Source organism: Syntrophobacter fumaroxidans MPOB (genome assembly GCF_000014965.1).
GTDB classification, from domain to species: Bacteria; Desulfobacterota; Syntrophobacteria; order Syntrophobacterales; family Syntrophobacteraceae; genus Syntrophobacter; species Syntrophobacter fumaroxidans.
Genome location: NC_008554.1, coordinates 3,400,487 through 3,425,993 on the forward strand (window position 1 = coordinate 3,400,487; position 25,507 = coordinate 3,425,993).

The window sequence follows — 25,507 nt, forward strand, 5'->3', positions numbered from 1 at the left end:
TTTCCTTTTCCCTGGCTGTTTCTCGGGCCGGATCGCAAATCCCGCCCCGGTTGTTTCAATGAAGCTCGACGCTTCTTGCCGTTTCAATTCCGTCCAAAACGGGAGAGCATGCGGTCGGAACCCCGGAACGGACACCGGGTAAGGCACCGCGCCGCGGTCGCTCGACGGAACCGGCGAAGTCCCCCCCTCGACTCAGCAGGTGAACGATCGGCGTTAGTGCGGTCTCAGCGGAGTTTCAACGTGGCGAGTGAGATGAGCGCGAGGATTCCGGCCACAATCCAAAGGCGAATCACCACTTTCGTCTCGGCGATGCCTTTATGTTGCAGATCGTGATGCAGCGGCGCGCGGAAAAAGATCCGGCGCCCCACCCATCGCACCCCGATCTTGTCCTGGATCTGGCTGGTGAGGGCTTCCGCGATGAAGAGCCCTCCGAGCAAAGGGAACAGCATTTCCTGTTTCAGCAGAACCGACATGACCGCCATGGTGCCCCCGATTGCCAGCGAACCGGTATCCCCCATGAAAATCTGTGCCGGATAGGCATTATACCAAAGAAACCCCAGGCCGGCTCCAACAAAAGCGGCTCCGAACACGGTCAGCTCTCCCGCTCCTCTCAGGTACGGATAGTACAGGTATGCCGAATAGATCCGGTTGCCCTCGACATAGGCGAAAATACCGAGCACGGCCGCCACGAAAAGAGCCGGCGTGATGGCGAGTCCGTCGAGGCCGTCGGTTATGTTGACCGCATTGGATACAAAAATCACGAACAAAAAGATGAAGATGCCGTAAAGGTAGGGCCCCAGGTCCATCAGGGGATACTTGTAAAAGGGAACATAAAGGCTCGTGGCCAGCTTGGGGCCGAGGGGCGCGAGCGGTCCGACGCAAAACCAGGCGAACGCCGCGGCGAACAATCCCTGCAAGATGAGCTTGGCGCGCTCCGACAGGCCTTTGTCTCCGCTTCTCATCTTCACCTTCGAAAAATCGTCGCAGAAACCCAGAATGCCGAACCAGAGCATTCCACCGACGGAAGCGAGCAGGAAGGGACTGTCCCAGCTTCCCCAGACGATCATTGAAAAGAGAACGGCCCCGATGATGAGCACGCCGCCCATGGTCGGCGTGCCGCTCTTGTCGAAGGCGGAGTGGACTCCCGTTTCCCGGACCTGGTCCAGGAGACAGCGCCGATGTACGAACAGGATGAAACGACGGCTGAACAGGAAGATGAAAATCACCGAGGTCAGCGCCGCGACAATCGCCCGAAAGCTGATATAGTTCACCAGCCGGCAGAAGGAGAAGAAATCGGACAACGGAATCAGAAAGTTGCACAGGTGATAGATCATGACTGCCGTTCCCTTTTGGCCTCCTTGGAGGACGTTTCCGCGGAGACCGGGGACGGCCCGGCAAGCCTCTCGTTGCAGCAATTCCGGACCGTTTTGTAGGTTTCCTTGATCGTGAAATGCGGCCGAAAGTCAGTGGCCGTCAAAATGAAAGACGACATGTCGCTCATGAGCGACACGGACGGGCTGACGATTCCCCGGTCGAGGAGGCGTTTGAGCCCTTTGAGCGCGGCGTCCCGAACCTGCCAGTAGTGCGATTCCCTCAGCCTGAGCAGCACATCGGAGGCTCGGTGGTCGACCCCCACCTCCCCCAGGGCTTTCGCAGCTTCCGTGACGACTTCGAAACAGTTGTCGTGCAGGGCTTCGAGCAGCGCATCCAGCCAGGTCTCCTTGCCGACGAGGTGTTTGCCGAAGTGGGCGGCGGCGATGCACGCCTGGCTGCGTACTTCGAAATAGGGGTCCTTCATTGCCTGCAGAAGATGCCGTTCGATCTCCGGATCGAACTGGTCCAGTACTTGAAGCGCCTGCACGATGTTTCTCCGGATGAAGCCGACCTGCTCGTAGTCCCCTCCGAACAGTCGTTTCATTCGGGATGCCGGGGTCCTGTCGGCCAGCATGTCCAGAAGCGTCGGTATCTTCTCCCGGTACAGGGTCAGCCCGATCAATTTGACGCCCAGGTTGCGATCCTGCCAGGCCCTGTTGCTGAGCAGGGCCGCGGCCCTGTGCCGGTAGTACACCAGGTCGTCTTCGTCCCCCACGGCAGCGAGCGGATCGTACTTGCCGTCGGCCCCGGCGTAGGTCCTGCCGAGGAGTTGCAGGACGCGCTGATTGCCCAGGAGCGGCTTGAACGGTACCGATTCGGAACCGGCGCCGTTGTTGTAGCTCAGGTCTCCATAAAGCTCGCTCATGATCCGCTGCGTGGCGTGACGCCTAAGGAAGTGCCCGGTCCTGACCGCCATGGCCTCCAGCCGTTCTGAATCGTTCAGGAGGCGGAGGATCTTTTCCGCAAGGACCCTGCCGTCGAGTTTCTCGATGAGGTTCCCGTCCTCCATGACCGTGTCTTCGAACAGCATCTCGGCGGCCCCCGCATGCTTCATTGTGCGCGCGTTCATCACCTGGTGATCGCCGGGCAGGTTGGCTTTGGGAATGAGCAGCGCCGGCTTTCCCATCCGGGATATTTCGTTGAGGCTGCCCGCACCGCTCCGGCAGACGATCAGATCGCTGATGGAATAGACGTCGGCGATATTGTGAAAGTAGTCCTGCCTGGTGTAAAACCCCTCGAGCAACCCTCTCTCCTCTTCGGAGAGGAGCGCGTTGAGACGGTCTTCCGTGTCCTTTGCGGCGTCGTAGTCCCGGGTTCGGGCCAGACCCGTTCCATGGATGATGAAGAGCCGTTCACGATGGGGAAGGAGATAACGGAGGGCATCGATCAACGAACGGTTGATGGTCCTGGCCCCTTGGGAACCGCCGAAAGCGAAGACCACCCGTTTGCCTTCGGGGACTGTGAAACTCAGATTGCCCAGTGCTTCTTCCCGAACCTTGGGCGAAATGGAATGCCGTATCGGATATCCCACCACCACGCCGTTTTTCGGGAAAAAGGAGAGGGTCTGCGGAAAGGTCAGGAGCACCCGGTCGACCCACCGTCCCAGCACGGCGTTGAGCTGGCCGGGAATGCTGTTCTGTTCGTGCAGGTACACCCGGGTCGGAGCCAGTCTGAACGCCCGCAGGACAAGAGCGGCGACAATGACCGGGGCGCTGACGTAGCCTCCCGTGGCAATCACCCACTTCGGCGCAAACCGGAAGAGAATGAAAAAGGACTGGAGAACTCCGAGGCTGAGCCTGCAGAAAAAACGCAACGAACGCAATGAAGGCCTGAAACCCGGGAACCCTTCGGTTGACACGAATACCAGCGGATAGCCCACGCGCTTTACAATGACGGTTTCCGCCTTCCCGCGAACGCCGACATAAAGAAAGCGCGTGTTCGGATCCCTGTTCCCGATCTCCTCGGCAATCGCCAGGGCGGGGTTGACGTGTCCGCCGGTGCCGCCCCCGGAGAGCAGCACCCTGCTCTCGCGGGAGGCCAGCCGGCGCCACCTGGCGGACATAACGGCCAGGAGCGCCGCAAGTGCGACGCAGCATCCAACGATGACAAACACTGTGACCACGGTCGTTCCATTCCGCACGGATGCGACGAAAAACGGTTATTCAAAGCGCCGCGGCGCGTTCAATCTCCATGAAAGGAACACATCCTTCACGCACCAGCAAGGGGGATCCGCCGGTCACGTCGACGATGGTGGAAGGAAGGCTCCCCGGCAGACGGCCGGCGTCGATCACGCCGTCGACCTGCCTCACCAATTCAATCGGTATTTCCGCGAGAGTTCTGCACGCCCGCTGTCCCGTGAAGTTTGCGCTGGTCGAGACGATCAGTCCTCCGAGTGAAGCTGCGAGCGCTCTGGCAACGGGGTGAGAGGAAACCCGGATTGCGATCTTTCCCGTGGAAGCATGGACCTGGGGCGGCAGGCGATGCACCGCCCTCAGGATCAGGGTCAGCGGCCCGGGCCAGAAAGCGGCGGCGAGTCTCTCCGCCAGGGCCGGAAATTCCTCGACCCATTCCCTAACAGCCTGAATGCCGGATGCAATCAACGGAAGGGCCTTTTCCCGTTCCCTCTTCTTGATGGCGAATATTGCGGCCACGGTCGCGGGTGATAACGGATTCCCACCCAGGCCGTAAAAGGTCTCCGTCGGATAGACCACAATTCCTCCGCGGGTGAGCAGGGAAGTGGCCGCTTCGACGACCTCGGTTTCGGAGCGATTCGTTCCGACCCTCCAGATGAGGGTGTCCGCCCCGGTGAGTAACGGCTCCATTCCGGTGTTTCCAGTCAAATTCCGGAACCTTTCAGGCGGTTCCTTCCTGCTTTCGATTGGCCAGGTATTCAGTGAGTTTCGAATTCCTGTCTCCCAGGACCTCCTCCGTCATCCGCACGCGGTAAGCCTTGAGCTTCCCGTCGAGGGTTCGATCGTTGAGCGCCAGGATCTGCAAGGCGAAAAGGGCCGCATTGAGCGCACCCCCTCTGCCGATGCACATGGTCGCAACGGGTATCCCCGGCGGCATCTGGACGGTTGCCAGAAGAGCGTCCATACCCTGCAGGGGCGAAGAATCGATGGGGACTCCAATCACCGGCAAAGTGGTTCGGGACGCCACCACGCCGGCCAGGTGAGCAGCCCATCCCGCGCCCGCGATCAGGACCTGCACGCCGCGCTGCCCGGCGCTGTCGGCATACCGGGCGGTTTCATCCGGTGAGCGGTGGGCGGAAAGAATGCGCACTTCGTAGGGGACTTCGAAGTCGTCCAGGATACGGAAAGCGCTTTCCATCACGGAAAGATCGGACTCGCTCCCCATCAGGATTCCGACTCTGGGATTGCCGGCTCTTCCGGTCATAGGTTCCTCCACGGCCATGGAACGGGATTATTCCCTGCCGATATCGCTCCGATAATAAAGTCCCTCGAAGGAGACTTTCCGCATTTCGTTCAAGGCGATTTCCCGCGCTTCGGAGAGGGTCTTTCCTTTGCTGATGATGCACAGGACCCGCCCTCCCGTGGTGATCAACTGTCCCGATCCGTCGCGCTCCGTGCCGGAGTGGAAGACCAGGCACCCGGGGGCGACGTCTTCCACACCGTGTATGGGCAGCCCTATTTTGTAGCGGTCCGGGTAGCCCTTGTACCAGCCCTTCTTGCCCTTCGTGCGCCCGCTGGTTGCAATCAGGCAGAGCCGGTAGTGATCGTCCCAGACGGGCTTTATCCGATCGAGGCGGCCTTCGAGGATGGCTTCGCACACGTCGACGAGATCCGTCTCGAGACGCGGCAAGATGACCTGGGCTTCAGGATCTCCCAGGCGGATGTTGATTTCCAGGACGTGCGGCGTAACATTCTTCCCTTCGCCGGTGAGCATGAGCCCGAGATAGAGGATTCCCCGATAAACGATGCCGTGTCGTTCCCGAATTCCTTTGATGAGCGGTTCCGCAACCCTGCTCATGATGGTCTCGACCAAGTGCTCGTCCAGCCATGGGTGCGGCGAATAGGCCCCCATGCCGCCGGTGTTCTTCCCTTCGTCGTTGTCCCGAGCTCGCTTGTAATCCTGGGCCGCGACCATGGGCAGAAGGGTGTAGCCGTCCGTGAAGCAGAAGAACGAAAGCTCCCTCCCGTAAAGGCGCCGCTCGATATCGACCCGGGCTCCGGCATCGCCGAAGATGCGCTCTTCCATGATCAGGCGGATGGCTTCCTCGGCGTCCTCCACCGTATCGCAGACCAAGGCGCCCTTTCCTGCGGCGAGCCCGTCCGCCTTCACCACCACCGGATACCCGGTCTTGCGAACGTGGCCTCTTGCCTCATTGGCGTCGGCGAAGACGGCGAATTCCGGAACGGGGATGCCGAGTTGTTCGAGCAGAACCTTCGTATCGCATTTGCTCGATTCGAGCCGGCTCGCCTTCCTGCAGGGGCCGATGATCTTCATGCCCCGGCTCTCGAACAGATCCACGATGCCTTCGGACAAGGGCTTCTCGGGTCCCACGAAAGTCAGGTCGATCCGTTCCTTTTCGGCAAAATCGGCCATCTCTTCGATGGTTTTTGCATTCACGCACGTGGCGATCCCGGCGATACCGGCATTCCCGTGCGCGACGAAAACCTGTTTGACTCGCGGGCTCTGCGCGAACTTCCAGGCAATCGCATGATCTCTTCCGCCGCTGCCAATCACCAGCACTCTCATGAAGGGTCTCGCTCCATCAGTGGTTTTGGGCCTCTCGTCGGTTCAAGCGATCTGCATGAGATATTCGCAGATGTTACCGTCATAGGTGTGAGTGGTGCAAAAGGCTTTGCACGCCAGGCGGAGGCTGGTTTCCCGGGAAATGAACCCTTTCCTTTCCCTGAGCTCCCTGAGAATGTCGGGGTAGTCACCGGGATCGGTGACGATCGCCACGTGCCGGTTGTTTTTCGCCGCGGCTCGAATAAGGGTGGGACCGCCGATGTCGATGTTCTCGATGGCCTCCTCGAGAGTGCAGCCGGGGCGGGCCACGGTCTTGGCAAAAGCGTAGAGGTTTACCACGACCATATCGATGGGCTCGATGCCGTGAGCGGCCATGGTCTTGACGTGGGCTTCATTGTCGCGGATGCCGAGGATTCCCCCGTGAATCTTGGGGTGGAGGGTCTTCACGCGGCCGTCGAGCATTTCCGGAAAGCCCGTGTAATCCGACACCTCCGTGATTGCGATTCCGCCCTCCCGAAGCGTGCGTGCCGTCCCACCCGTGGACAGCATCCGTACTTTCAATTCGCTCAATCCCTTGGCAAAGTCCACCAGGCCGGACTTGTCCGTCACGCTGACCAGCGCTCGACGTACAGGAAACATAGCTTACCTCCACAGTGCAAAATGATGCTCCCAAATGCAGGCGTCCATCCCGACCCCCCCATCAATGCGCAACGGGAACGCTCGGAGCCGCAACTCCCGGCACGGTCCCGCCCCTGCGCTACGGTCGGGCCGGATGGACAATCTCCAATCAAGATCGTTCGGCCTTTGCGGCCGGATACCAGCGAAAGACCATTTCTAACAAAGCCCGGTCAACTGCTCGAAAAGACGAGCGGTCGCCTTCACGATGGGGGCATCTTCCGGCAGAGTGACCGCGGGCTTCCCCTGCATGTCGAAGTCGGCCAGAAGAGGGTCTGAAGGCAGGCTCGCGATACGTTCCGGGCCGAAGGTTTCAACGACTTCCGCGGGCCAGGACGGCGGCTCCTTTTCCAGTCGGTTGACCACAAGCAGGATTTCTTTCACCTTCATGGGGAGGACGCGCACCAGGGCCGCAATCCGGCACGCGGCCGTCAAGCCTCGCCGGCTCGGGTCGGAAACCAGGACGAGCAGGTCGATATCCTTCTGGGTCAGTCGGCTGAAATGTTCCATGCCCGCTTCGTTATCCACCACGAGATAGTCGTAATTGCCGATCAGGCGGTCGATCAACTGGCTCAAAAGGTTGTTCGCGGCGCAGTAACATCCCGGCCCTTCGGGCATGCCCATGGCGATCAGATCGAACCCGTCCCCTTCCACCAGGGCCTGTTCCATTTTCATTTCCATGAAAACGTCTTTGGTCATTCCCGGAGGAACGTCTTTCTTCATCATTTCCCGGGCATCCGAAAGCGTTCCGTTCAGCATCACCCCAAGAACGTCATTGAGGTTGGCGTTCGGGTCCGCGTCGATGGCCAGGACCGGTTTCATGCCTTTTCGGATCATGTGGTGAATCAGGAGTCCGGCAACGGTGGTCTTGCCGGAACCACCCTTTCCGCCCAGAGCTATGGTAAAGCCCAATTCAATCCCTCCCGGCGCACGTGGAGGCGTGCGGCCGCAATCAAGAGACGACGAAGCAAGGGGAGCCGCTTTTTCAGGAGTCTCCCTTTATCACATAAAGCCAAAATGCGGTAAAAAAACCCCAGACCGCCATGCAAAAAAAAAATACGAACAGGGGGGCTGCTTGCCAGGAGCAAGCCCCGTCGCTCCCAGTCCCTGGAAAAAGAGGAACACGCAGAGGAGTTGGAACCATGCGGGAACAGCACCCAACAGGATGCGGCGACTGAATACCCCTGTCCGGAAACCGCTTCTCCGGAAGGGCTCTGAAAAACGCACTTCCCGAGGGGCTCCCCGGACCAACCGGTTATGCGAGAAGAATATACTCCGGGAGGGTGCGAAAGCAACGTCCATTTTCCGGGAAATGCCGGGGCATTCCAGGGTCCACGCCGCACGTGAGCCGACCGGGGTTCCGAAGGTTCCCGCCGAGGTGACCAGGCTGATTCGCATCAGTACGCTGCTCATTTGTCCCGTCGCAGGGTGGAAGGATAAAAGCCGTGTTCTCAACTAGAAGCAGGTTGATAACACAATCTCAAAGCTTTATAAAGCCTTATCAACACAGGGATGCGCGTTGCCCGCGGGGCCTCTTGGCCGGACTCCACCCTCGATGCGACCACCGGCCGTTGGAGCCCGGTCCGAAAGCTTACACCAATGACAGGAGGATTCCGGTTTCAATGGATGAATCGCCCGTTGGTTTTCACCGGACGCTGATCCCGGCGCTCGTGGCCTCCTTCCTTTTGGGGGTTGCGGGCAGGGCGGAGGCCTTCCAGGTTCACCCCGCCGCGGAAGGGCTTTACGCACATCAACTGGGCCATCTTTTTTTCACCGCTTCCATGGGGATCCTCATCTACTGGTTGAGGACACACCGTCTCGTGAGTGAGAAAGGTTGGCGTTTCATCCAGTACTCCGCCCTGTTCTTTATTCTCTGGAATGTCGAGGCCGTGGTGGTTCACTACCTGGACGGTCGCCACGATTTGTTCCAGACCATCAACGCCGGCTCCTGGCACGGCGAAATCACCCCGGTCCAGGGTTTGAAGTTTCCGACGGTCCTTTACTACATCGGCAAGATGGATCATCTCGTCTGCGTGCCCGCCATTCTGTTTCTTTACCTGGGCTTGCGCGACTTGCTGCACAAGGCACGGACGGCGCGGGTCGAGGAAGTGCCGAAATGACCATGAGCCTGCCTCTTTTTCCGATCTGGATCGTCGACCTGGCCGGCTCGGCCCTTATGATCGTTTTTTCCTTCATGTGCGTCGTCCTGGCCGGGAGACTGAAGGACCAGGACCGGAACAACGTCGTCTGGACCTACCTGCTGTGGCTGAGCTACGCCCTTGCCGCCTTTGCGGTGTCCCGTTCCGTCGGGCACATACTCAAACGCATTCTGCTCGGCGCCGGTCTGGGTTCCGCCTGGGAATCACTCAAGCCTTTCAGCGGTGCCGTCAACTCGATCACGTTCATGGTGGTGGCGTCCATTACGCTTTTTTTCGAACGAAGCTGGAAGATCTACCAGGAAATCCTGGGAGACAAGCAAGCCCTCGTCGAAGCGCACGAAAAAGTGCTGTTCGTCAACCGCAACCTGGAAGGTCTGATCGCCGAGAGGACCCGGGAACTGGCTTTGTCGGAACGGAAGTACCGCAGGATTTTCGAGGTCTCGCGGGACATGATCATGCTGGTTTCGCCTCAGGGCAGAATATTGGACCTCAATCCCGCCGGCGCCGAAATGCTGGGCGTTTCCATTGAAGACACGCTTTCGGGAATGGTTTTCCTCAAGGATTTCCTCCATAACCCGGCGGACTGGGACCGGCTCGAGAACGAGTTGATAGCGAGAGGATACGTGCCGGACACCGAGCTGCTTTTCAGGAAGCCGGATCACTCGGCATTCAGCGTACTTTTGAGCTGTGCCACGGAGAATTATGCGGAGGGGAGGTTCGATGCGATTCACTTGCTGGTGAAAGACATCTCCCAGCGCAAGACCATGGAGCAGCAACTCCTCCAGGCGGACAAGCTGGCTTCTGTCGGCCAGTTGGCCGCCGGCATCGCCCATGAGATCAACAACCCGTTGAGCGTCATTCTGGGATACACGCAGCTCCTGCTGCGAAATGAACCGCAGGGGACGCAGCGGTACGAGGACTACCGCATCGTCGAAAAACACGCGCGCACCTGCAAGAGAATTGTCGGAGATCTGCTCAGTTTCGCCAGGAGCACCAAGACGACAAAAGGAGAGGCGAGCGTAAATGTCGTCATCGAGGAGACGCTCAATGTGCTGAGGCATCATTTCGAACTGGATGGAATCGGGATCGAACAGGAATTCGATCCGTCCGTCCCCATGCTGAGCATGGATCGGGAGAAAATCAAACAGGTGCTCATGAACCTGCTGATGAACGCCAAACAGGCCATCGGCAAGAAAAAGGGAAGGATCAGACTGGTGACCCGCTATGACCGGGAGGGCCGGGCCGTCTCGATTCAAGTGACCGATGACGGCTGCGGCATCGCTCCGCAGAGTTTGCCGCGAATCTTCGACCCCTTCTTCACCACGAAGGGAACGGGGGAAGGCACGGGCCTCGGATTGTCGGTGAGCTACGGGATCGTCCAGGACCATGGCGGTGAAATTCGGGTGGAAAGCGAACCGGCCTGCGGCGCGACTTTCACGCTGATTTTGCCCGTTGCCGGGAAGGAGCCGAACGGGGCATGACAAAAGAGACTCTGCTGATCGTGGATGACGAGGAAGACCTTCTCCAGCTGCTCAAACGGAGCCTGGAGCCGGATTTGGGCTGCGAGGTGAAAGTCGCGTCATCGGGCGGGGAAGCCTTGAATGTGCTGGAACGGGAACCCGTGGATCTCCTCCTGGTGGACATGAAGATGCCTGAAATGAACGGGCTCGAGCTCCTGGAACAGGTCCGCGCCGGCTATCCCTGGCTGACGGTGGTGATGATGACCGCTCACGGGTGCATCGAGCTGGCCGTCCAGGCCATCCGCATGGGCGCGTATGACTTCATCACCAAACCGTTCGACCACGAAACGCTTGTGCTCAGCCTCAACAAGGCACTCGAGCGGAGCCGGCTGCTTCGCGAGAATCTCAACCTGCAAAGACACGTTCAGATGCACGAGGCGTTCCAGAACCTCGTGGGGAAAAGCGCTCGAATGCAGCGTGTCTACGAAGCGATCCAGATGGTCGCAAAGACCGACCTGACGGTTCTTATCACAGGGGAATCGGGAACCGGCAAGGATCTTGCCTGCCGAGCCATACACGCTCTGAGCCAACGACGATCCAACCCCTTCGTGGCGGTGAACTGCCCGGCCATTCCGGAAAACATTCTCGAAAGCGAACTGTTCGGCTACCGGAAAGGGGCTTTCACCCATGCCACGCAAAACCGGACGGGCCTCTTCCAGGAAGCCCACAAAGGAACCATATTCCTCGACGAAATCGGCGACATCAGCCCGAACATCCAGGCCAAGCTCCTGAGAGTCCTGCAGGAGAAGGTGATCAAACCGCTCGGTGACACGAAGTCCGTTTCGGTGGACGTCCGGGTCGTCGCATCCACCAACCGGGACCTGGGGGATAGGATTCGACGCGGGGAATTCCGCGAGGACCTGTTCTACCGCCTCAACGTGCTGCCGATCGTGATGCCTTCGCTTCGGGAGCGTCCCGAAGACATCCCTCTCCTGGTGAACCACCTGATCGAAAAGCACTGTGCCGCCCTGAACCGGCCCCGGAAATCCGTCGCTCCCGAACTGACGGAGATCTTCCTGCGGGCGCCCTGGCCGGGAAATGTCCGCGAGCTGGAAAACGTCATTGTTCGAGGCCTCCTGTTCGCCCCTCGGGATGAAATTCTCCCCGAGGACGTCGGGTTTCATCGCCCGGTAAAAGGGCGGATACCCGGAAAGGATGCCCCGTCGACGAACGTGCCGTACAAAGATGCAAAGGAGGAAGCTCTGAGAGGTTTCCACGCCGAATACTTCGGAGGCGTTTTGACGGCCACCCGGGGCAATGTCAGCCATGCTGCGAAGCTCTGCGGCCTGGAACGCCAGGCGCTGCAGCAGCTTCTGCGCCGCTACGGCATCCGGTCGGATGCCTACAGGACAAACTGAGAGCCGCCGGGAAAACCCCGTGACGCGCCGCCGCGGCTCGATCTCGTGTCGCGGGGGCCGGGAAGCCCCGATACGGGACCAAGGCCGATTTTGTCCGCGCGGGCCGCCGGAGGCCACTTCATCGGGGACGGTGGGATTCCGGACGGCTGTCGATTGATTATTGACCGGAGGACGACATGGAAGGAGAAGGTTCCCGCGGGAGCTTGCCTGTGCGGGATCGACAAGGAGGGCGGACGCCCTCCCGAAAGGAAGGATTGAGCTTCCATGGCAGATGAGAGACCGAACATGCCCATTCCCGAAGAGACCCTCAACCTGTTACTGGAACGGCTGGAGGCGGTGGAGCGACATGTGGCGGACGGTCGTGGTCTTCTTGAAGACAGTCGACGTTACTTCCAGGAACTGCGTCAGAAAGAGCTGGAACTGCTGCAAAAAGACCTGGAGATCGAGCGTCTGAAGAGAGACCTGTACTACCAGAAGAAGCTTTGCGAAAAGGAAATGGAAGCCCGTTCCAACGCGCTTGAAGAAAAATGCCGTTTCCTGGAAAAGGACCTGGAGGCGAGGATCACCCGGGAGCGCGAGCTGTTTGAAAGACGGCTCGCCGCGGAACAGGGCCTGTGGGCGGAACGGCTGGCCGGCGAACAGGAGGAGTGCGCGCGGCGGCTGGCCGATGCCAAACGAAGCGAAGGTTTCTGGGCGCGTTTGATCAGGATGCTGACCTGGAGTTGAGAGGAATTGGAACTGCCCGGCTTTAAGGCCTGCTCCGGGAATTCGGCATGGGAAGGGATTTCCGCGCCGCCGTTGTCCGCGGATTGGATTCCAAGCGGCGGGCAGGGGCTGTCGCATGGCACCTGCACAGGGCGCCGACCACGAAAAGGATCGAAAACGATGACAATGAAAGAACGCTTGATGGAGCTCATACTACAGCACGCCTTTCGCTACTCGGATACGCCCGCCTTCAAGCTGGTTCACGGGGGGCTAAGCAAGTTCTACTTCAACTGTAAATCGGTCACTCTCGACCCCGAGGGCCAGGTCCTGATCGGAAACCTCATCTACCGGGCGGTGCGCGACCTGAAGATCGACGCCGTCGGAGGCCTCACCCTGGGAGCGGATCCCATGGCGAATGCGACGGCCTACACATCGTGGCTGGAAAAAGATCCCATCCAGTGCTTCGTTGTGCGGAAGAAAGCCAAAGACCACGGAACGGCGAGCCTCATCGAAGGAAAGGTCAAGGCGGGGAACCGGGTCGTGGTGCTCGACGATGTGATCACCACCGGGGGATCCACCCTGCAAGCCGTTGCCGCCTGCCGCAGCGCCGGGCTCCAGGTTGTCAAGGCGGTCGTTCTGGTGGACCGGCAGGAGATGGACGGCAGGCAGAACATCCTGAAGGAAGTCCCGGAGCTTGAAGCACTGGTCACCAGGGACGAGATTTTCGAGCGGTTCAGCAGGAAAAAGAATCAATAGTCCTCAAGGTTCCTCCAAATCCAACCCGTAAAAGGACCTTATTCTTTGAATCAGGCCTGCGCAATGGTTATCTTGATGCAGGAAAGGGGGACATCCCGATGGACAGAGATGGATGTCTCAAAAACGGGGTAAATCACGGTGAAGCACCGTGTCGAATATGGAGGGGCCGAATGAACGAGAATACTTGCAGCGCGAAAGATTTCGAGGCTGTTTTCATGAAGAAAGGGAGCCCTGCTCGATCCCGGGCGCTTGAAGGGCAAGGGCATCCCTCCGGCGTGGGCTTTCCGAACCGCGAAATCGGGCAGCTGAACGATGCGGCCGGCAGGAGCGTCTACGCCGAGAGTTTTGGGAAATACCTCAGGACGGAAAAGGAGGAGCCGAAGTTTTCCCGGGAAGAACGGGAGAAAAGGGAAAAGGCCAGGCGCGCAAACGAAATCTATCGGCGGGCCTGCAGCGATACCGGGTTGAAGAAGTGTTTCTTCAGTGATTTCGGTGATTGGAGCGATTTCGTGACGGGAAAGATAAGCGAGGCTGAGTTTGTGGAAAGAACTGAAACCACGGCAAGGGCAATGGCTCTCGAGAACAATTGAAAAACGGGAGCCTGAGAGGCGGCGTTTTGCCGCGCCGGTCAGTGACGACCCGGTCCGAATTCGAAAGCCGCAATGAAAAACGTTGCGGCTTCCCTGTTTTTCCACTCCCGACGGGACCCGCTTTCTAAAACCACTTCTTGCTCCGGAAAAAGCAAAGCATGCCGATCGCCACGGAAAGCATGACGACAACGGTCGCGAAGAATCCCTCCAGGGAATCTTTTCCAGGCAGTTTGTCAAAGTTCATGCCGTAGAAACCGGTAATGAACGTGAGAGGAATGAAAATCGTGGCGATTATGGTGAGCACCTTCATGATTTCGTTCATTCGGTTGCTCACGCTCGAAAGATAGATGTCGATCATCCCGGAAAGGGTTTCCCTGAGCGTTTCGGTGGTCTCGATAATCTGCACCGCGTGGTCGTACACGTCACGAAGATAGATCCGGGTCTGCTCCTCGATGAGCCTGGTCTCGCCTCTCCACATGCCGCTCAGAAAGTCCCTCAGCGGCCAGACGAATTTGCGCAGCAGGACAAGTTCGTGCCGGATACGGTAAATGTCCTGGAGAGTGCCCCGGCTGGGCTGCCGGACCAGCTCTTCCTGCACCTCTTCGATCCTGTCGCTCAGCGCTTCGGCCACGGTGAAGTACCTGTCGACGACACAGTCCATCAAGCCGTAGGCAAGGTAGTCACTGCCCATTTTACGGACGCGTCCTTTTCCTTTTCGGAGCCTTTCCCGCAAGGAATCGAACACATCCGATTCCGCTTCCTGAAAGGATATCACGAGGTCGCGTTTGAGTATCAGGCTCACCTGGGCCGAGTCGAGATTTCCCGCTCCTTTCACGTGGCCGAGCGTTTTGAGAACGATGTACAGATAGTCCCCGTAGTCTTCCATCTTCGGCCGTTGTTCGGTGTTGACGATGTCTTCCGTGGTGAGGGGGTGCAACTGGTAAAGGTTCCCCATCTTTTCGATGAGATCGACGTCGTGAATGCCGTTGACGTCGATCCACGTCATTGCCGAAGCCGTTTCGAGGGCATGGCAGTCCACCGCCGATGCGACCGTCTTCTCGACGAACGTATCCTCGGTGTATTGAATCACGGAGATGCGCACGAGTTCGGACCTTTTCGCGCCGACGTGGACCGCGGACCCGGGAGCAAGGCCCGTCTTTTTCGATCTCCTGGTGTAGCTTCTCGGCATCGCGTTTTCCTCCTCACAACCGGTTCCCGGGGAAAAATCACCTGATGCGCTGAAACTAGCAGATTTCAGCGGCGATGAGAATTGCCGATTCGGCCGTTTTCATTTACAGAAGCTCGGTGTGTGTGAAAACCTCGCCGCTCTTGGCCCCATCTCACAGCCTGGAACCTTGCGGCGGAGATTGCCGTCTCGTATATAATGACGAAACTGGCGTGGACTCGGGTCGATTCGCGGTTCGACTTGCCGAACCGCGGCACGGAAAGGGTTTTTGAAGTGAAGGATGCCGCTTACTGGATCAAGAAGCTCGGTCTCTCGGTGCACCCCGAGGGAGGTTATTTCGTCCAGACGTTCAAATCCGCCGAAATGATTCAAGGCGCCGGACTGCCGGACAGGTACGGAGGGCCGAGGGCATTCGCCTCGTTCATCTATTACCTGCTCGAGAGCAATGACTTTTCGTGTCTCCACCGCTTGAAGTCGGACGAGGTATGGCACTATTACGCCGGCAGCTCCCTGACCCTGTTCATTATCGACGAGAGAGGCAACCTGCTGCAGAAAAAGCTCGGCAATGATCCTGAAAAAGGACAATCGTTCCAGGTGTTCATCAGGCATGGCCATTGGTTCGGGGCCATCGTGGACGATTCCGGCTCATTCACGCTGGCGGGATGCACGGTCGCACCCGGTTTCGAATATGAGGACTTCAAACTGGGCAACCGGCGGGAACTGGTGGAGCTCTTTCCGGAGCATCGATTCATCATTGAAAGGCTGACCCGCTGACGAGCATCGCCCGGGCAATGGTTCCGCCCCGACCGGTGCCGCGTGCCGGACCGATCTTCAATCCCGTTTGACATACAGCGCCGCGATTCCCTGCCCGCCCGGATCGGGCACCAGCAGTTCGAGGCGCTCGTAGCGGGGAAGAATTCTGCCGAAACCGTAGACAAGGTAGAGTGCCCCGGGGCGGGCCTCGTTCTCGATCTTTCCGGCGAATACATCGTGCAGCGTGATGTAGGTGTAGAAGAGATCGATATCCGAGAATCGGACCCCGGTGGCCTCGAAGACCCGTCGGTAAGTGTCCGGTTCGAGCGAGCTTCCGGACAGGAGGAAGATGTTGGGCGGGGGAAGCGGCAGTTGAGCCTCCCGCAGCAGGGTTTCAACATCTTCCTTCCGCTGGGGGTACTCGGAAAGGATCTCGGGATCGATTTCGATGCCGATGGATGTCTTGACGAAATAGCTCATCAACACGTTCACCCTGCCGTCGGCGCAGCCAAGATCGGCGAAGACGGTTCGCTCCGGGCCGATGTAACCGGAGGCTCTCATGGCTGCGGCACACTCCGCCAGCTTGAAGAGATCCGTCGATTTGCGATAACCCTCGAAGCCTTCGTACCCGTACCTGCGCTCGTCGTAAAAACCGGCAATCGTTGCCAGCACTCTTCCAGTGATGCTCTTTTCCATCTTTCAGCGGCTCACGAATGCCCTGACCGTTTCATGCACCGCGAAAACGGCGTCCATTTCACGGCCCATGACCGTCTGCAGGGCTACAAGGTCCTCATGGGCGACCAGGTCCCGAATTTTCCGGCACAGGTAATTGAGGCAGAGGATGTGCCGGACTTTGAGGACACAGCCCGTTTCACCCAGAAAATAACAGCTGTTGGGACTCATTCGCTTCGAGGACAGCGAACACCCGAGCAGCAGGTTGACCAGGAGCAGGGTGGGGCCATACCGGTTTTCTATCCCCGCTCCGCAGCAGCTGCCGCCCTCTTCCTCCTCGCATTCCCGGCAGGCCGCGACGATACCGGAATCGAACATGGCCCGGCGGCATTCGGCGATCGCCGCCTCGAGGCCGACCAGACCCGCCGCGACAGCCTTGTCCCGCAGCAGCCGTTCACCGTGGGACGCGAACAGCTCGCGGGCAGCGGTGATTTTTCCCGCGATCGAGTGGGCGGAAGGTGTTGCGGTGCTTTCGGTCATCCTGAAGAGTCCTTGTGGGGTCAGCGTGCCCGTCAATCTGCGCTCGGACCGTCAACTATTTGCGAATGGACAGCCTTTTCATCCTCGAATCGAAGGTGGACCGGTTAACCCCCGCTTCCCGCGCGGCTCGGGTGATGTGCCACCTGTTCTTTTCGAGCAGGTACAGGATGTAGGCCCTTTCAAGCTCTTCCCAGCTGTAACCCTCGAAGGAAAAGGAGGCGGGTGGAGAACCCTTGCCTGTGCTCACCGGGGCGACGGACTGAGCGGGCCGGGAGGATTCGACGGAAGAGGGAGCAACGGACGGGAAGTGCAGAGCCAGTTCCTCCCGGCTGATGGTTTCGCCGGTCGATACCACGATGATATGTCTCACGAAGTTTTCGAGCTCCCGGATGTTTCCCTGCCAGGGGTAACCGCAGACATACTCAAGTGCCCCGGGAGAGAGTCTCCTGGCCGGGACTCCCAGCCTCAGCGCCTCCCTGGCGAGGAAATGATCGAGCAACAGGGGAATGTCCTCACGTCTTTCCCGCAACGGCGGGATGTGGATCGGCAGCACGTTCAGCCGGTAGAAGAGATCTTCCCTGAACGTCCCCCCGGCAATGGCGCCATTCAGGTCTTTGTTCGTCGCGGAAATGATCCTCACGTTCACACTCCGGGGGCGGTTTTCCCCCAGGGGTTTGATCTCATTGTACTGAACCACCCTCAGTATCCTCGCCTGGAGCGCCAGAGGCATATCGCCGATTTCGTCCAGAAATATGGTGCCCCCGTCGGCCGCCTCGAAAATGCCGGTCTTGCTCTTGACGGCGCCGGTGAAGGCGCCCTTTTCGTACCCGAACAGTTCGCTTTCCAGGAGGGTATCGGGTATGGCGCTGCAGTTTTGCACCAGGAAAGGATTGCCCTGGCGGCGACTGAGCCGGTGGATCTCCCGCGCGATGAGTTCCTTGCCGGTCCCGCTCTCTCCGGTGATCAGCACCGGGAAATCCGTCCGGGCATAATCCTCCGCCAGTTTCATCACCTTGATGAATGCCGGGCTCCGGCCCAGGGCGATCTCCTGGCTGCGAAGCGCTTCAAGCGTCTGTTTGAGCTTCTCGTTTTCCCTCACCTGGTCCGAATACACGAGGGAATTGCTCAGGGCCATGGCGCCGATATCGACCAGGTGCTGGAGCAGCTCCAGGTAATCCTGATTCAAATTGAGGCGATTGCCCCCAGCGCTGGTGTCGATCAACTGCACCGCGCCGTAAACTTCTCCGCTCTTGAGAAAGAGGGGAAAGCACAGAATGAGCCTGCTCTTCACGGCGATATTGTCTTCAACCTCCTTGAAGTGCCGGTCATCCTTGCCGGGTTCGGCGACGGTCATGCTGCCGTGTTTGATGACCCAGCCCACAATGCTCGGTCGCCTGGCGCTGATCGCGATTCCCTTGATGCTTTCACTCTGGCTTCCCACGGCTTCGACGCACTGGTATCCGTCGCCGCGCCGGACCCAGATGGAACCTCTCTCCACATTCTGAAGATCGAGCAGGGCCGAAAGGAACTTGCGCTGCAACCGCTCAGGGTCGAGCTCCTCGGATACGGTCCTGTAGAAATTGAATGGAGTGATGGTCTGGCTCATGCTTTTCTCTCGAGTTCCGTCGTCCCGGGGAGCACTCCTTCGCCGGGCGCCGCTCGGGCTCCCGAATATCCATCGGAGATTAATCCTCGCAGGACTCGACGCAGAAGGTCAAGGGGGAAAGTGGTTTACCGCCCTCGCCGGTCATCCGGTTCATCGTCGATGGCGGTCGCAGGATGCATCCGGCGGCCGCCCCAACCGTTCCGCCCCATGAAACGGCTCCAAATATCGCTATGATGGGACTCAAGAATATGGTAACAGAACACGAATTAGTATTCAGAATGAAATACTTGGAATCGGCCTTGCAAGAGCTTGCGGCCGGGCAGAAACAGGGAAGACCCGCCGAGGATATGGCTTCGCCGGGCGAGCGACAGAAAGCTTTGGACCAGGCACAACGGAAGGTGCGGATATGCGGGAGATGAACGCCAGAACGGTCTCCATCGGCCTATGCGATGGGACCGTGATCGCAGGCAAAATCAACATAGGAAATACCCGGCGCTTGTCCGATTTCTTGAACAGGCAGGACAATCTCTTCATCGTTCTTTTCGACGTGACCGAGGGAGGGAAGGAAAGCAGCGTGGTCTTCGTCAACAAACAGCAAATCGTTTGGGCGAGACCGGTGGAAGACGGCCAGCCCCTCACTTCCGAAATGTAAACACTGGCTCTTTCGAAACCGCCGCAACCATGGCGCTGACGGTCGCCGGGCGATCCCCGACGCCGTAACCGCTCGTGGAAAGCCGCAAATCACAGGCTCCTCCAGGGTGGGCCTTCCCGGCGTCTCGATGCTTTGACGGCACCGCAGACCGGAGCACCTTCGATCCTGGACGCAGCGCTCGAAGGGCGGCCCTCCCCGCCTTGATCGCTCACCCCGAGCGGGCGGCAATCCTGCCGTGCAATGACGCCTCCCGGGTGAAGGGGCTGCGCAGCCCCCGTGGGCCTGCCTCATGATCGATTCCCTCCCGTTCAACGCGCCCTGCCCATCTTATCCGAGTACATCTTATCCGAGTACAAAAAAAACGAGCCAGGCTCGTGAGAACCTGGCTCCCCGAAAAGGAAACTTTGCGCAAGCGTGAAGGAAGGTCTATCAAGATTGCAGGCTCCAGCCTGCTCTGGCTGCTAAAATAGCAGTTTCTGATCGTTGCGGAATAGGGTGAATCATGTATTTTCCAGGTAGGGAAACGGTAATTGAGCGGTAGGGAGATCGGGTCTGCGGTGTAGAAAATGAAAAGGACGGGGCCGAGATCGCGGGCCCCAATCGTGCGGTTTTTCACATCGAGGCCGCTCCGGTCGCTGCGCTCCGTCGACCACGCACCCGTCCGGAGGAATGGGCCACACATCACCCTCTGCGACGGCATGCATCGCGACGGGCTCGACGGCAGCCTTGGACACCGCGGAACACTTCCGGACCGAAGGCCATCGAATGGGTGGGACTGCGGTTCCGCACCGGCGGAAGCGGATTTCTGAGTTTTATTGCGAGCCGATTTGTGCTAGAAAAGGGCACTCCCAGAAAAAGGCAATCGCTTTCACACAAATCAGTGGATTTTTGTTTATGGACTCTGTGAAAGTGCCGACTTAGGACACAAGGAGTTCTGAACTCATGCGTAAACGGGCGCTGGTGTATTGTTTCTCCGCAGTGTTTGCGGCATCGTCCATTTTCCCTTCAGCGCCGCCGGCTCAACAGACCCAGGGACAGCAAACGGGAGAGCCGCTCCAGGAACTACAGGAGCAATGGCGGCAGATCATGAAAAACGAGCACAACCCGGCCGCCAGAAAACCCAACCCGGACGGGAAACCCACCTTCGGGCCGGAGCGGGAGCGCCGCAGCTCGAAGTACTCCAAGAAGAGGAGTACGCGCCGTGGTTCCAAGTATTCCAAGAAGAGGGGTACGCGCCACGGTTCCAAGTACTCGAGGAAGAAGAGCAAACGTACGTCCGTGTCCTCGAGGAAGGACAGCCGCCGTTACGGCAGCAAGGCCTCCGGCAAGAGTCGGTATGCCGGTAAAGCCTCCGGCAAGAGCCGCTACGGCAGCAAGTCGTCCAAAGGACGCGCAGAATGGAAGTCCTCGAAAGCGAAATCCGTTTCCAAGGGAACGGGGAGCGGAAGAGGGCACAAGAAGTCGCTCGACAAAACGAAAAAAAGCGCTGCCAAAAAAAAATCGGCAAAGCGATAATGACCACCAAATTTCTTGTACATTTAATGAATTGTACATAGAATGGATGCGTGCGAGATCCTTTTCTCAGAGAGGCGGTCTTTTTGAGGAGGATTTTTTTGAGGAGGAAAGGAGTTTAATATGAAAGGCAAGATTGTATCTGTATTGACGGCAATCCTCTTTGGGGCAACGATGATGGTGGCCCCCGTCGGCGCCGCGACCAAGGAGCCGACAGGGACCGCGACGGAACAGGCCAAGGCCGAGAAGAAGACGACCAAGAAGAAGGCCACCAAGAAGAAAGCGACCAAGAAGAAGACCACCAAGAAAAAGACCGCGAAGAAAAGCACCAAGGGCAAGAAGAAGGTCACCAAGCCCGCTGAAACCAAGGCTTAATAGGTACTGGTCGATGAGCTGTAAAACACCGCCTCTTTGAGACACCTTCCGGAGGAAACTCCGGGACACAACGGCTGAAAAGGCCCCCGCGCACTCAGTGCCCGGGGGCCTTTTTGTTTGGTGGTGCGCCCGGTGGGACGCGCCCGCCGGAAATCGCGCTCGAACAAGCGGGTTACTGGCGGCTGATCTTCACTGCGCACAGCTTGCCGCACATGGTACAGGCTTCACGGTCCTGGGTCACCTGGAGGCGTTTCTTGACCAGGTCCGGGTCGAGCGCTTCCTTGACGATCCCATCCCAATCGAGTTTCTGGCGCGCGATGGACATGCGGCGGTCCGCCTCGATAGCGCCGGGCAACCCCTTGGCGATATCCGCAATGTGCCCGGCGATCCGGCAGGCCATGACTCCCTGGTAGACGTCGTCCGCGTTGGGCAGCCCGAGATGCTCCGCGGGCGTGACGTAACAGAGGTAGTCCGCCCCCGCAGCCCCGGCGATGGCCCCGCCGATGGCTGCCGTGATGTGGTCGTAGCCCGCCGCGATGTCCGTCGGGAGAGGTCCCAGAATATAGAATGGCGCGCCGTTGCAGAGCCGCTTCTGGATTTGCATGTTGGCCTGGATCTGGGGCAGGGGGACATGTCCCGGGCCTTCTATCATCACCTGCACGCCGCGCCGATATGCCCGCCTGGCCAGTTCGCCGAGGATCATCAGTTCCTCGAGTTGAGCGCCGTCGGTGGCGTCCACCACGGTGCCCGGCCGGAACCCGTCTCCGAGGCTCAGGGTGACGTCGTGTTTGTGAGCGATCTCCAGAAGGTCGTCGAAATGCTCGTAGAGCGGATTCTCCTTCTTGTTCCGGCGCATCCAGTGCATGTGAATGGAGCCCCCGCGGCTCACGCAGGGCATTACCCGCTCGTAAGCCTCGAGTTTTCTCACGGAATCCAGTGTAACCCCGCAATGCACCGTGATGTAGTCGAGCCCCTCACTGCACTGTTGCTCGATGCTGCGAAGCAGCAGGTCACCGTCCATTTTTTCCAGCGATTCGTGCTTTGCCATCATCTCCGCGGCGAGGTAGTAAATGGGTACCGAACCGACCATCACGGGAGAGTTTTCGAGGAAGAACCGGCGAAACGCGGCCAGGTCGCCTCCGGTGGAAAGATCCATGATGGAATCGGTTTTCGCCCGAAGGGCCGCGTCCAGCTTCTCCCGCTCCATTTCAAGACTGGCGCATTCATTGCTGGTGCCCAGGTTGGCATTCACCTTGGTCTTCAGTCCGCGACCGATGGCGCGCACAATCGGGTAAGGATGATTGTGATTCCTGGGTAAAACGGCATGCCCCTCCGCCATCGACTGACGCAGTTGCTCGGCCGTGATGGGCTCTTCGTTCACCGCCTGTTTCATTTCCTCAGTGACGGTACCTGCTTTTGCATGATCCAATTGTGTAGGCACTGTGTCCTCCTCCGTTGTCATGAAGAGAGGCGTCGTGAAGCTGAGATCGATCAGGATTCCGCCCAGAAACAAAAAGGCCGTTCGAGAAAACGGCCTTCCGGGATACTTGGATGTATCCCGTTCGCCGATTCCTCCGCCAGTATGATCTGGATCAGGTTCCAAGGGTATCATCTCAGCTCTCCCTTTGGAGAGCACCCCCCCGGCTGTTGAACCTATTTGTGTATTCGATCACTAATCAGATTATCCAACCTGAAGGAAAAAATCAATGCTTTTGGCCCCCTGTTTTCAGTCGGACAGCTCACATTTGTGGTGATCCTGGGCGTCGATGACGGCCAGGGACGTCGTGTTCACGATGTCCTCGAGATCGCAGTTGCGTTGCAGAACGTGAATGGCTTCACTGGTCCCCATAAGGATCGGACCGATTGCCTTGGCGCCCCCGAGGCGTTCCATCAACTTGAAGGCGATGTTCCCGGCCTCCAGCGACGGGAAGATCAGGACGTTGGCTTTCTTGCGCAATGTGTTGAAATCGTAGACCCCGTTGAGGATCTCCGGCATCACCGCCGTGTCCGCCTGCATCTCGCCGTCGATGAGCAGGTCCGGCCTGCGCTGTTTGACAATCCTTGTCGCGAGTGCCACCTTGTCGGAGCGCGGATGGCGAGTGCTGCCGAAGTTGCTGAATGAGAGCATGGCAATGCGCGGTTCGATGTCCAGTCTCTTGGCGGTTTCCGCCGCCATGATGGCGATTTCCGCCAGCTGTTCCGCGGTTGGATCGATATTCACGGTGGTGTCCGCGAAAAACATCACTTCCTTCGGGAAGACCATCATGTAGACGCCGGCGATGACGGAAGTGGTTTCTTCCAGGGGGAGCACCTGGAGAGCGGGCCGGATAGTGTCGGGATAATGTTTGTTGACCCCGCCCACCAGACCCTCGGCATCGCACATCTTGACCATCATGGCTCCGAAATAGTTGGGATTGTTGCGCAGAATGTACCTTGCTTCCTCCCGGGTGATCCCCTTGCGGGACCTCATCTTATAGAATGTCTCCACGTAGGCTTCAATGCGCTCGAAGTTTCGGGGATCCACAATGTCGGCACCCTCCAGGTCCAGGTGAAGCTCCGCGATCCGATCCTTGATGACCTGGCAGTCACCCAGGAGGATGGGCCTGGCGATGCCTTCATCGAGAATCACCTGACAGGCGCGCAGGATCTTGGGATCTTTTCCTTCGAGGAACACGATCCGCTTCGGATTGCGCTTGGCTTTGTGGATGACTCGGCGCATGATTTCCTGCGAACGCCCCAGACGGCTTTCGAGGCTGTCACGATAGGCGTCCCAGTTGTTGATCGGCCGCCTGGCAACTCCCGAATCGACTGCGGCCTTGGCCACCGCCGCAGCCTCCCAGATCAGTACCCGGGGATCGAATGGCTTGGGGATGATGTAGTTGGGCCCGAATTCGATGGGCTGGTTGCCGTAGGCCTTCAACACCGAATCCGGAACGTCCTCCATGGCCAGAGCGGCCAGAGCGTTCACCGCGGCGATCTTCATCTCGTCGTTGATGGCGGTTGCCCCCACGTCCAACGCCCCGCGAAAGATGAACGGAAAGCCCAGTACGTTGTTCACTTGGTTGGGGAAATCGGATCTCCCGGTGGCCATGATGAGATCGTCGCGAACGCTGACGGCCTCGTCGTACATGATCTCCGGTTCCGGGTTGGCCATGGCGAAAACGATCGGGTTGTCGGCCATGCTCTTGACCATTTCCCTGGTCACCAGCCCCGCGCGGGAGACGCCCGCGAACACGTCCGCGCCCCTGATCGCCTCGGCCAGGGTCCGCGGTTCGTTTCCGTTGGCCAGCCGAGCCTTGTAGAGGTTCATGCCCTCCTTGCGGCCCTTGTAAACCAGTCCCTTGGAATCCACCAGGAAGACATTCTCTCTTTTTGCCCCCAGCCTGATGTAGAGCTCCGCGCAGGCGATTCCGGCCGCTCCGGCCCCCGAAAAGACGATCTTAACGTCCTCGATCCTCTTGTCCTGAAGTCTGAGCGCATTGAGCAGCGCCGCGCCGGAAATGATGGCCGTACCGTGCTGGTCGTCGTGGAATACGGGGATTTTCATTATCTCCCGCAGTCGCTCTTCAATGTAAAAACACTCCGGCGATTTGATGTCCTCGAGGTTGATCCCGCCGAAAGTCGGCTCGAGCAGCTTCACGGTCCTGATGATCTCGTCCGGATCGTTCGTGTCGAGCTCGATGTCGAACACGTCGATGTCGGCGAAGCGCTTGAACAGGACGGCCTTGCCTTCCATCACCGGCTTGCCCGCAAGCGGTCCGATGTCGCCGAGGCCGAGTACCGCCGTGCCGTTGGTCACCACCCCGACCAGGTTTCCCTTGGCGGTGTATTCGAACGCCTTTTCGGGACTCTTCTCGATTTCGAGACAAGGTTCCGCAACCCCCGGTGTGTAGGCCATGGACAGGTCTCTCTGGGTGATGCAGGGCTTCGTCGACTTGACTTCGATCTTGCCGGGTCTTTCCTGGCGGTGATACTCCAGTGCATCCAATCTTCGAATCATTTCAACAGCTCCTGGAAAGAAAAATTGTGGTTCATCCGGCTTGTAAATGTCTCCGGATCGCCGGGGAGTTCGTTATCTGCACGGGCATTGCGGCCGGTGCCCTTGCACGCCGCAGGGTCTTCGGCGGCTCCGGATGCGAGTTGAACGTGCGGAAACCACGCCATGTCCACACGGACAGGTTTCCCGGCCTCGGGCGCCCGCACGAACACACGGCTCCGTCTTGCGCCGACCATGCGCGAGCCGCTTTCCCGGCGGCTCGACGGACAAACCCCGCCTCCTTTGGCTCGCGGCCCCGCGGAAGGGGCCGGTCCTCCGAACCGTTCGCCGCGGGATTCATATACTTGAAACAAGCCTGCGG

22 protein-coding genes, 1 pseudogene and 1 riboswitch are annotated in these 25,507 nt (G+C 59.0%); of the genes and pseudogenes, 10 read left to right on the plus strand and 13 right to left on the minus strand.

The window, feature by feature from the left end; all coding sequences use genetic code 11:
* Nucleotides 1-224: 224 nt before the first annotated feature.
* From mraY to SFUM_RS14310, 7 genes and pseudogenes are all read right to left on the minus strand, one after another.
* Nucleotides 225-1,334: a phospho-N-acetylmuramoyl-pentapeptide-transferase gene (mraY, locus tag SFUM_RS14280; RefSeq protein ID WP_011699600.1), complete on the minus strand. Its 1,110-nt coding sequence runs from the start codon at nucleotides 1,332-1,334 to the stop codon at nucleotides 225-227.
* Nucleotides 1,331-3,496 (minus strand): glycosyltransferase, encoded by a 2,166-nt coding sequence (locus SFUM_RS14285; RefSeq protein ID WP_041440614.1) that lies wholly within the window; start codon nucleotides 3,494-3,496, stop codon nucleotides 1,331-1,333. Before SFUM_RS14285 ends, mraY begins: the two co-directional genes overlap by 4 nt.
* Nucleotides 3,497-3,536: 40 nt before the next feature.
* Nucleotides 3,537-4,196, minus strand: a complete 660-nt coding sequence (locus SFUM_RS14290; protein WP_049766377.1) for an L-threonylcarbamoyladenylate synthase — start codon at nucleotides 4,194-4,196, stop codon at nucleotides 3,537-3,539.
* A 31-nt stretch (nucleotides 4,197-4,227) separates the two neighbouring features.
* The gene (gene purE / locus SFUM_RS23575) at nucleotides 4,228-4,770 is read right to left on the minus strand and encodes a 5-(carboxyamino)imidazole ribonucleotide mutase (RefSeq protein WP_011699603.1); all 543 of its coding nucleotides are present in this window, start codon (nucleotides 4,768-4,770) and stop codon (nucleotides 4,228-4,230) included.
* Between the two features lie 27 nt (nucleotides 4,771-4,797).
* Nucleotides 4,798-6,093: a phosphoribosylamine--glycine ligase gene (gene purD / locus SFUM_RS14300; protein ID WP_011699604.1), complete on the minus strand. Its 1,296-nt coding sequence runs from the start codon at nucleotides 6,091-6,093 to the stop codon at nucleotides 4,798-4,800.
* Between the two features lie 57 nt (nucleotides 6,094-6,150).
* A pseudogene (locus SFUM_RS14305) lies at nucleotides 6,151-6,729 on the minus strand (IMP cyclohydrolase); the annotation flags it as partial.
* A gap of 195 nt (nucleotides 6,730-6,924) precedes the next feature.
* A complete protein-coding gene (locus SFUM_RS14310) occupies nucleotides 6,925-7,677 on the minus strand; it encodes an ATP-binding protein (protein ID WP_011699606.1) in 753 nt (250 codons plus the stop codon).
* A gap of 710 nt (nucleotides 7,678-8,387) precedes the next feature.
* On the opposite strand from SFUM_RS14310, the gene SFUM_RS14320 reads away from it, so the two are divergent.
* From SFUM_RS14320 to SFUM_RS14345, 6 genes are all read left to right on the plus strand, one after another.
* Nucleotides 8,388-8,885, plus strand: a complete 498-nt coding sequence (locus tag SFUM_RS14320; protein WP_011699607.1) for a hypothetical protein — start codon at nucleotides 8,388-8,390, stop codon at nucleotides 8,883-8,885.
* On the plus strand, nucleotides 8,882-10,405 hold the full coding sequence (locus SFUM_RS14325; protein ID WP_011699608.1) for a two-component system sensor histidine kinase NtrB: 1,524 nt from the start codon (nucleotides 8,882-8,884) through the stop codon (nucleotides 10,403-10,405). The genes SFUM_RS14320 and SFUM_RS14325 overlap by 4 nt, the downstream gene beginning before the upstream one ends.
* Nucleotides 10,402-11,802 (plus strand): sigma-54-dependent transcriptional regulator, encoded by a 1,401-nt coding sequence (locus SFUM_RS14330; protein ID WP_011699609.1) that lies wholly within the window; start codon nucleotides 10,402-10,404, stop codon nucleotides 11,800-11,802. Before SFUM_RS14325 ends, SFUM_RS14330 begins: the two co-directional genes overlap by 4 nt.
* A 264-nt stretch (nucleotides 11,803-12,066) precedes the next feature.
* Complete coding sequence (locus tag SFUM_RS14335; RefSeq protein ID WP_011699610.1) at nucleotides 12,067-12,528, plus strand: hypothetical protein; 462 nt, start codon at nucleotides 12,067-12,069, stop codon at nucleotides 12,526-12,528.
* Between the two features lie 159 nt (nucleotides 12,529-12,687).
* Complete coding sequence (pyrE, locus tag SFUM_RS14340) at nucleotides 12,688-13,263, plus strand: orotate phosphoribosyltransferase (protein ID WP_011699611.1); 576 nt, start codon at nucleotides 12,688-12,690, stop codon at nucleotides 13,261-13,263.
* Between the two features lie 170 nt (nucleotides 13,264-13,433).
* Nucleotides 13,434-13,853 (plus strand): hypothetical protein, encoded by a 420-nt coding sequence (locus tag SFUM_RS14345; RefSeq protein WP_041440620.1) that lies wholly within the window; start codon nucleotides 13,434-13,436, stop codon nucleotides 13,851-13,853.
* 124 nt (nucleotides 13,854-13,977) lie between these two features.
* On the opposite strand, the gene corA is transcribed toward SFUM_RS14345, so the two are convergent.
* Nucleotides 13,978-15,042: a magnesium/cobalt transporter CorA gene (corA, locus tag SFUM_RS14350; protein WP_011699613.1), complete on the minus strand. Its 1,065-nt coding sequence runs from the start codon at nucleotides 15,040-15,042 to the stop codon at nucleotides 13,978-13,980.
* A gap of 270 nt (nucleotides 15,043-15,312) precedes the next feature.
* On the opposite strand from corA, the gene SFUM_RS14355 reads away from it, so the two are divergent.
* Nucleotides 15,313-15,813: a cupin domain-containing protein gene (locus SFUM_RS14355; protein WP_041442772.1), complete on the plus strand. Its 501-nt coding sequence runs from the start codon at nucleotides 15,313-15,315 to the stop codon at nucleotides 15,811-15,813.
* A 57-nt stretch (nucleotides 15,814-15,870) separates the two neighbouring features.
* On the opposite strand, the gene SFUM_RS14360 is transcribed toward SFUM_RS14355, so the two are convergent.
* The 3 genes from SFUM_RS14360 to SFUM_RS14370 are packed head-to-tail and all read right to left on the minus strand — an operon-like array spanning nucleotide 15,871 to nucleotide 18,610.
* Nucleotides 15,871-16,488, minus strand: coding sequence for a hypothetical protein (locus SFUM_RS14360; RefSeq protein WP_011699615.1), 618 nt, complete (start codon nucleotides 16,486-16,488; stop codon nucleotides 15,871-15,873).
* A 3-nt stretch (nucleotides 16,489-16,491) separates the two neighbouring features.
* Nucleotides 16,492-17,004 carry a hypothetical protein gene (locus SFUM_RS14365; protein ID WP_011699616.1) on the minus strand — a complete coding sequence of 171 codons (513 nt, stop codon included), beginning with the start codon at nucleotides 17,002-17,004 and terminating at the stop codon, nucleotides 16,492-16,494.
* A gap of 55 nt (nucleotides 17,005-17,059) precedes the next feature.
* Complete coding sequence (locus tag SFUM_RS14370) at nucleotides 17,060-18,610, minus strand: sigma-54-dependent Fis family transcriptional regulator (protein ID WP_011699617.1); 1,551 nt, start codon at nucleotides 18,608-18,610, stop codon at nucleotides 17,060-17,062.
* A 415-nt stretch (nucleotides 18,611-19,025) separates the two neighbouring features.
* Here SFUM_RS14370 and SFUM_RS14380 point away from each other — a divergent pair, with 415 nt between their 5' ends.
* The 3 genes from SFUM_RS14380 to SFUM_RS14390 all read left to right on the plus strand — a co-directional run bounded on the left by SFUM_RS14380 (nucleotide 19,026) and on the right by SFUM_RS14390 (nucleotide 21,149).
* Nucleotides 19,026-19,262: a DUF6812 domain-containing protein gene (locus SFUM_RS14380; RefSeq protein ID WP_150109523.1), complete on the plus strand. Its 237-nt coding sequence runs from the start codon at nucleotides 19,026-19,028 to the stop codon at nucleotides 19,260-19,262.
* A gap of 942 nt (nucleotides 19,263-20,204) precedes the next feature.
* Nucleotides 20,205-20,777, plus strand: a complete 573-nt coding sequence (locus SFUM_RS14385; protein ID WP_011699619.1) for a hypothetical protein — start codon at nucleotides 20,205-20,207, stop codon at nucleotides 20,775-20,777.
* 120 nt (nucleotides 20,778-20,897) lie between these two features.
* Nucleotides 20,898-21,149: a hypothetical protein gene (locus SFUM_RS14390; RefSeq protein WP_011699620.1), complete on the plus strand. Its 252-nt coding sequence runs from the start codon at nucleotides 20,898-20,900 to the stop codon at nucleotides 21,147-21,149.
* A gap of 172 nt (nucleotides 21,150-21,321) precedes the next feature.
* Here the strand turns inward: SFUM_RS14390 and thiC are convergent, their stop codons facing one another.
* Both thiC and SFUM_RS23960 read right to left on the minus strand, forming a co-directional pair.
* Nucleotides 21,322-22,611 (minus strand): phosphomethylpyrimidine synthase ThiC, encoded by a 1,290-nt coding sequence (thiC, locus tag SFUM_RS14395; RefSeq protein ID WP_011699621.1) that lies wholly within the window; start codon nucleotides 22,609-22,611, stop codon nucleotides 21,322-21,324.
* Nucleotides 22,612-22,701: 90 nt separating this feature from the next.
* Nucleotides 22,702-22,799, minus strand: a riboswitch (TPP riboswitch).
* 76 nt (nucleotides 22,800-22,875) lie between these two features.
* Nucleotides 22,876-25,149, minus strand: a complete 2,274-nt coding sequence (locus SFUM_RS23960) for an NADP-dependent malic enzyme (RefSeq protein ID WP_011699622.1) — start codon at nucleotides 25,147-25,149, stop codon at nucleotides 22,876-22,878.
* Nucleotides 25,150-25,507 lie beyond the last annotated feature (358 nt).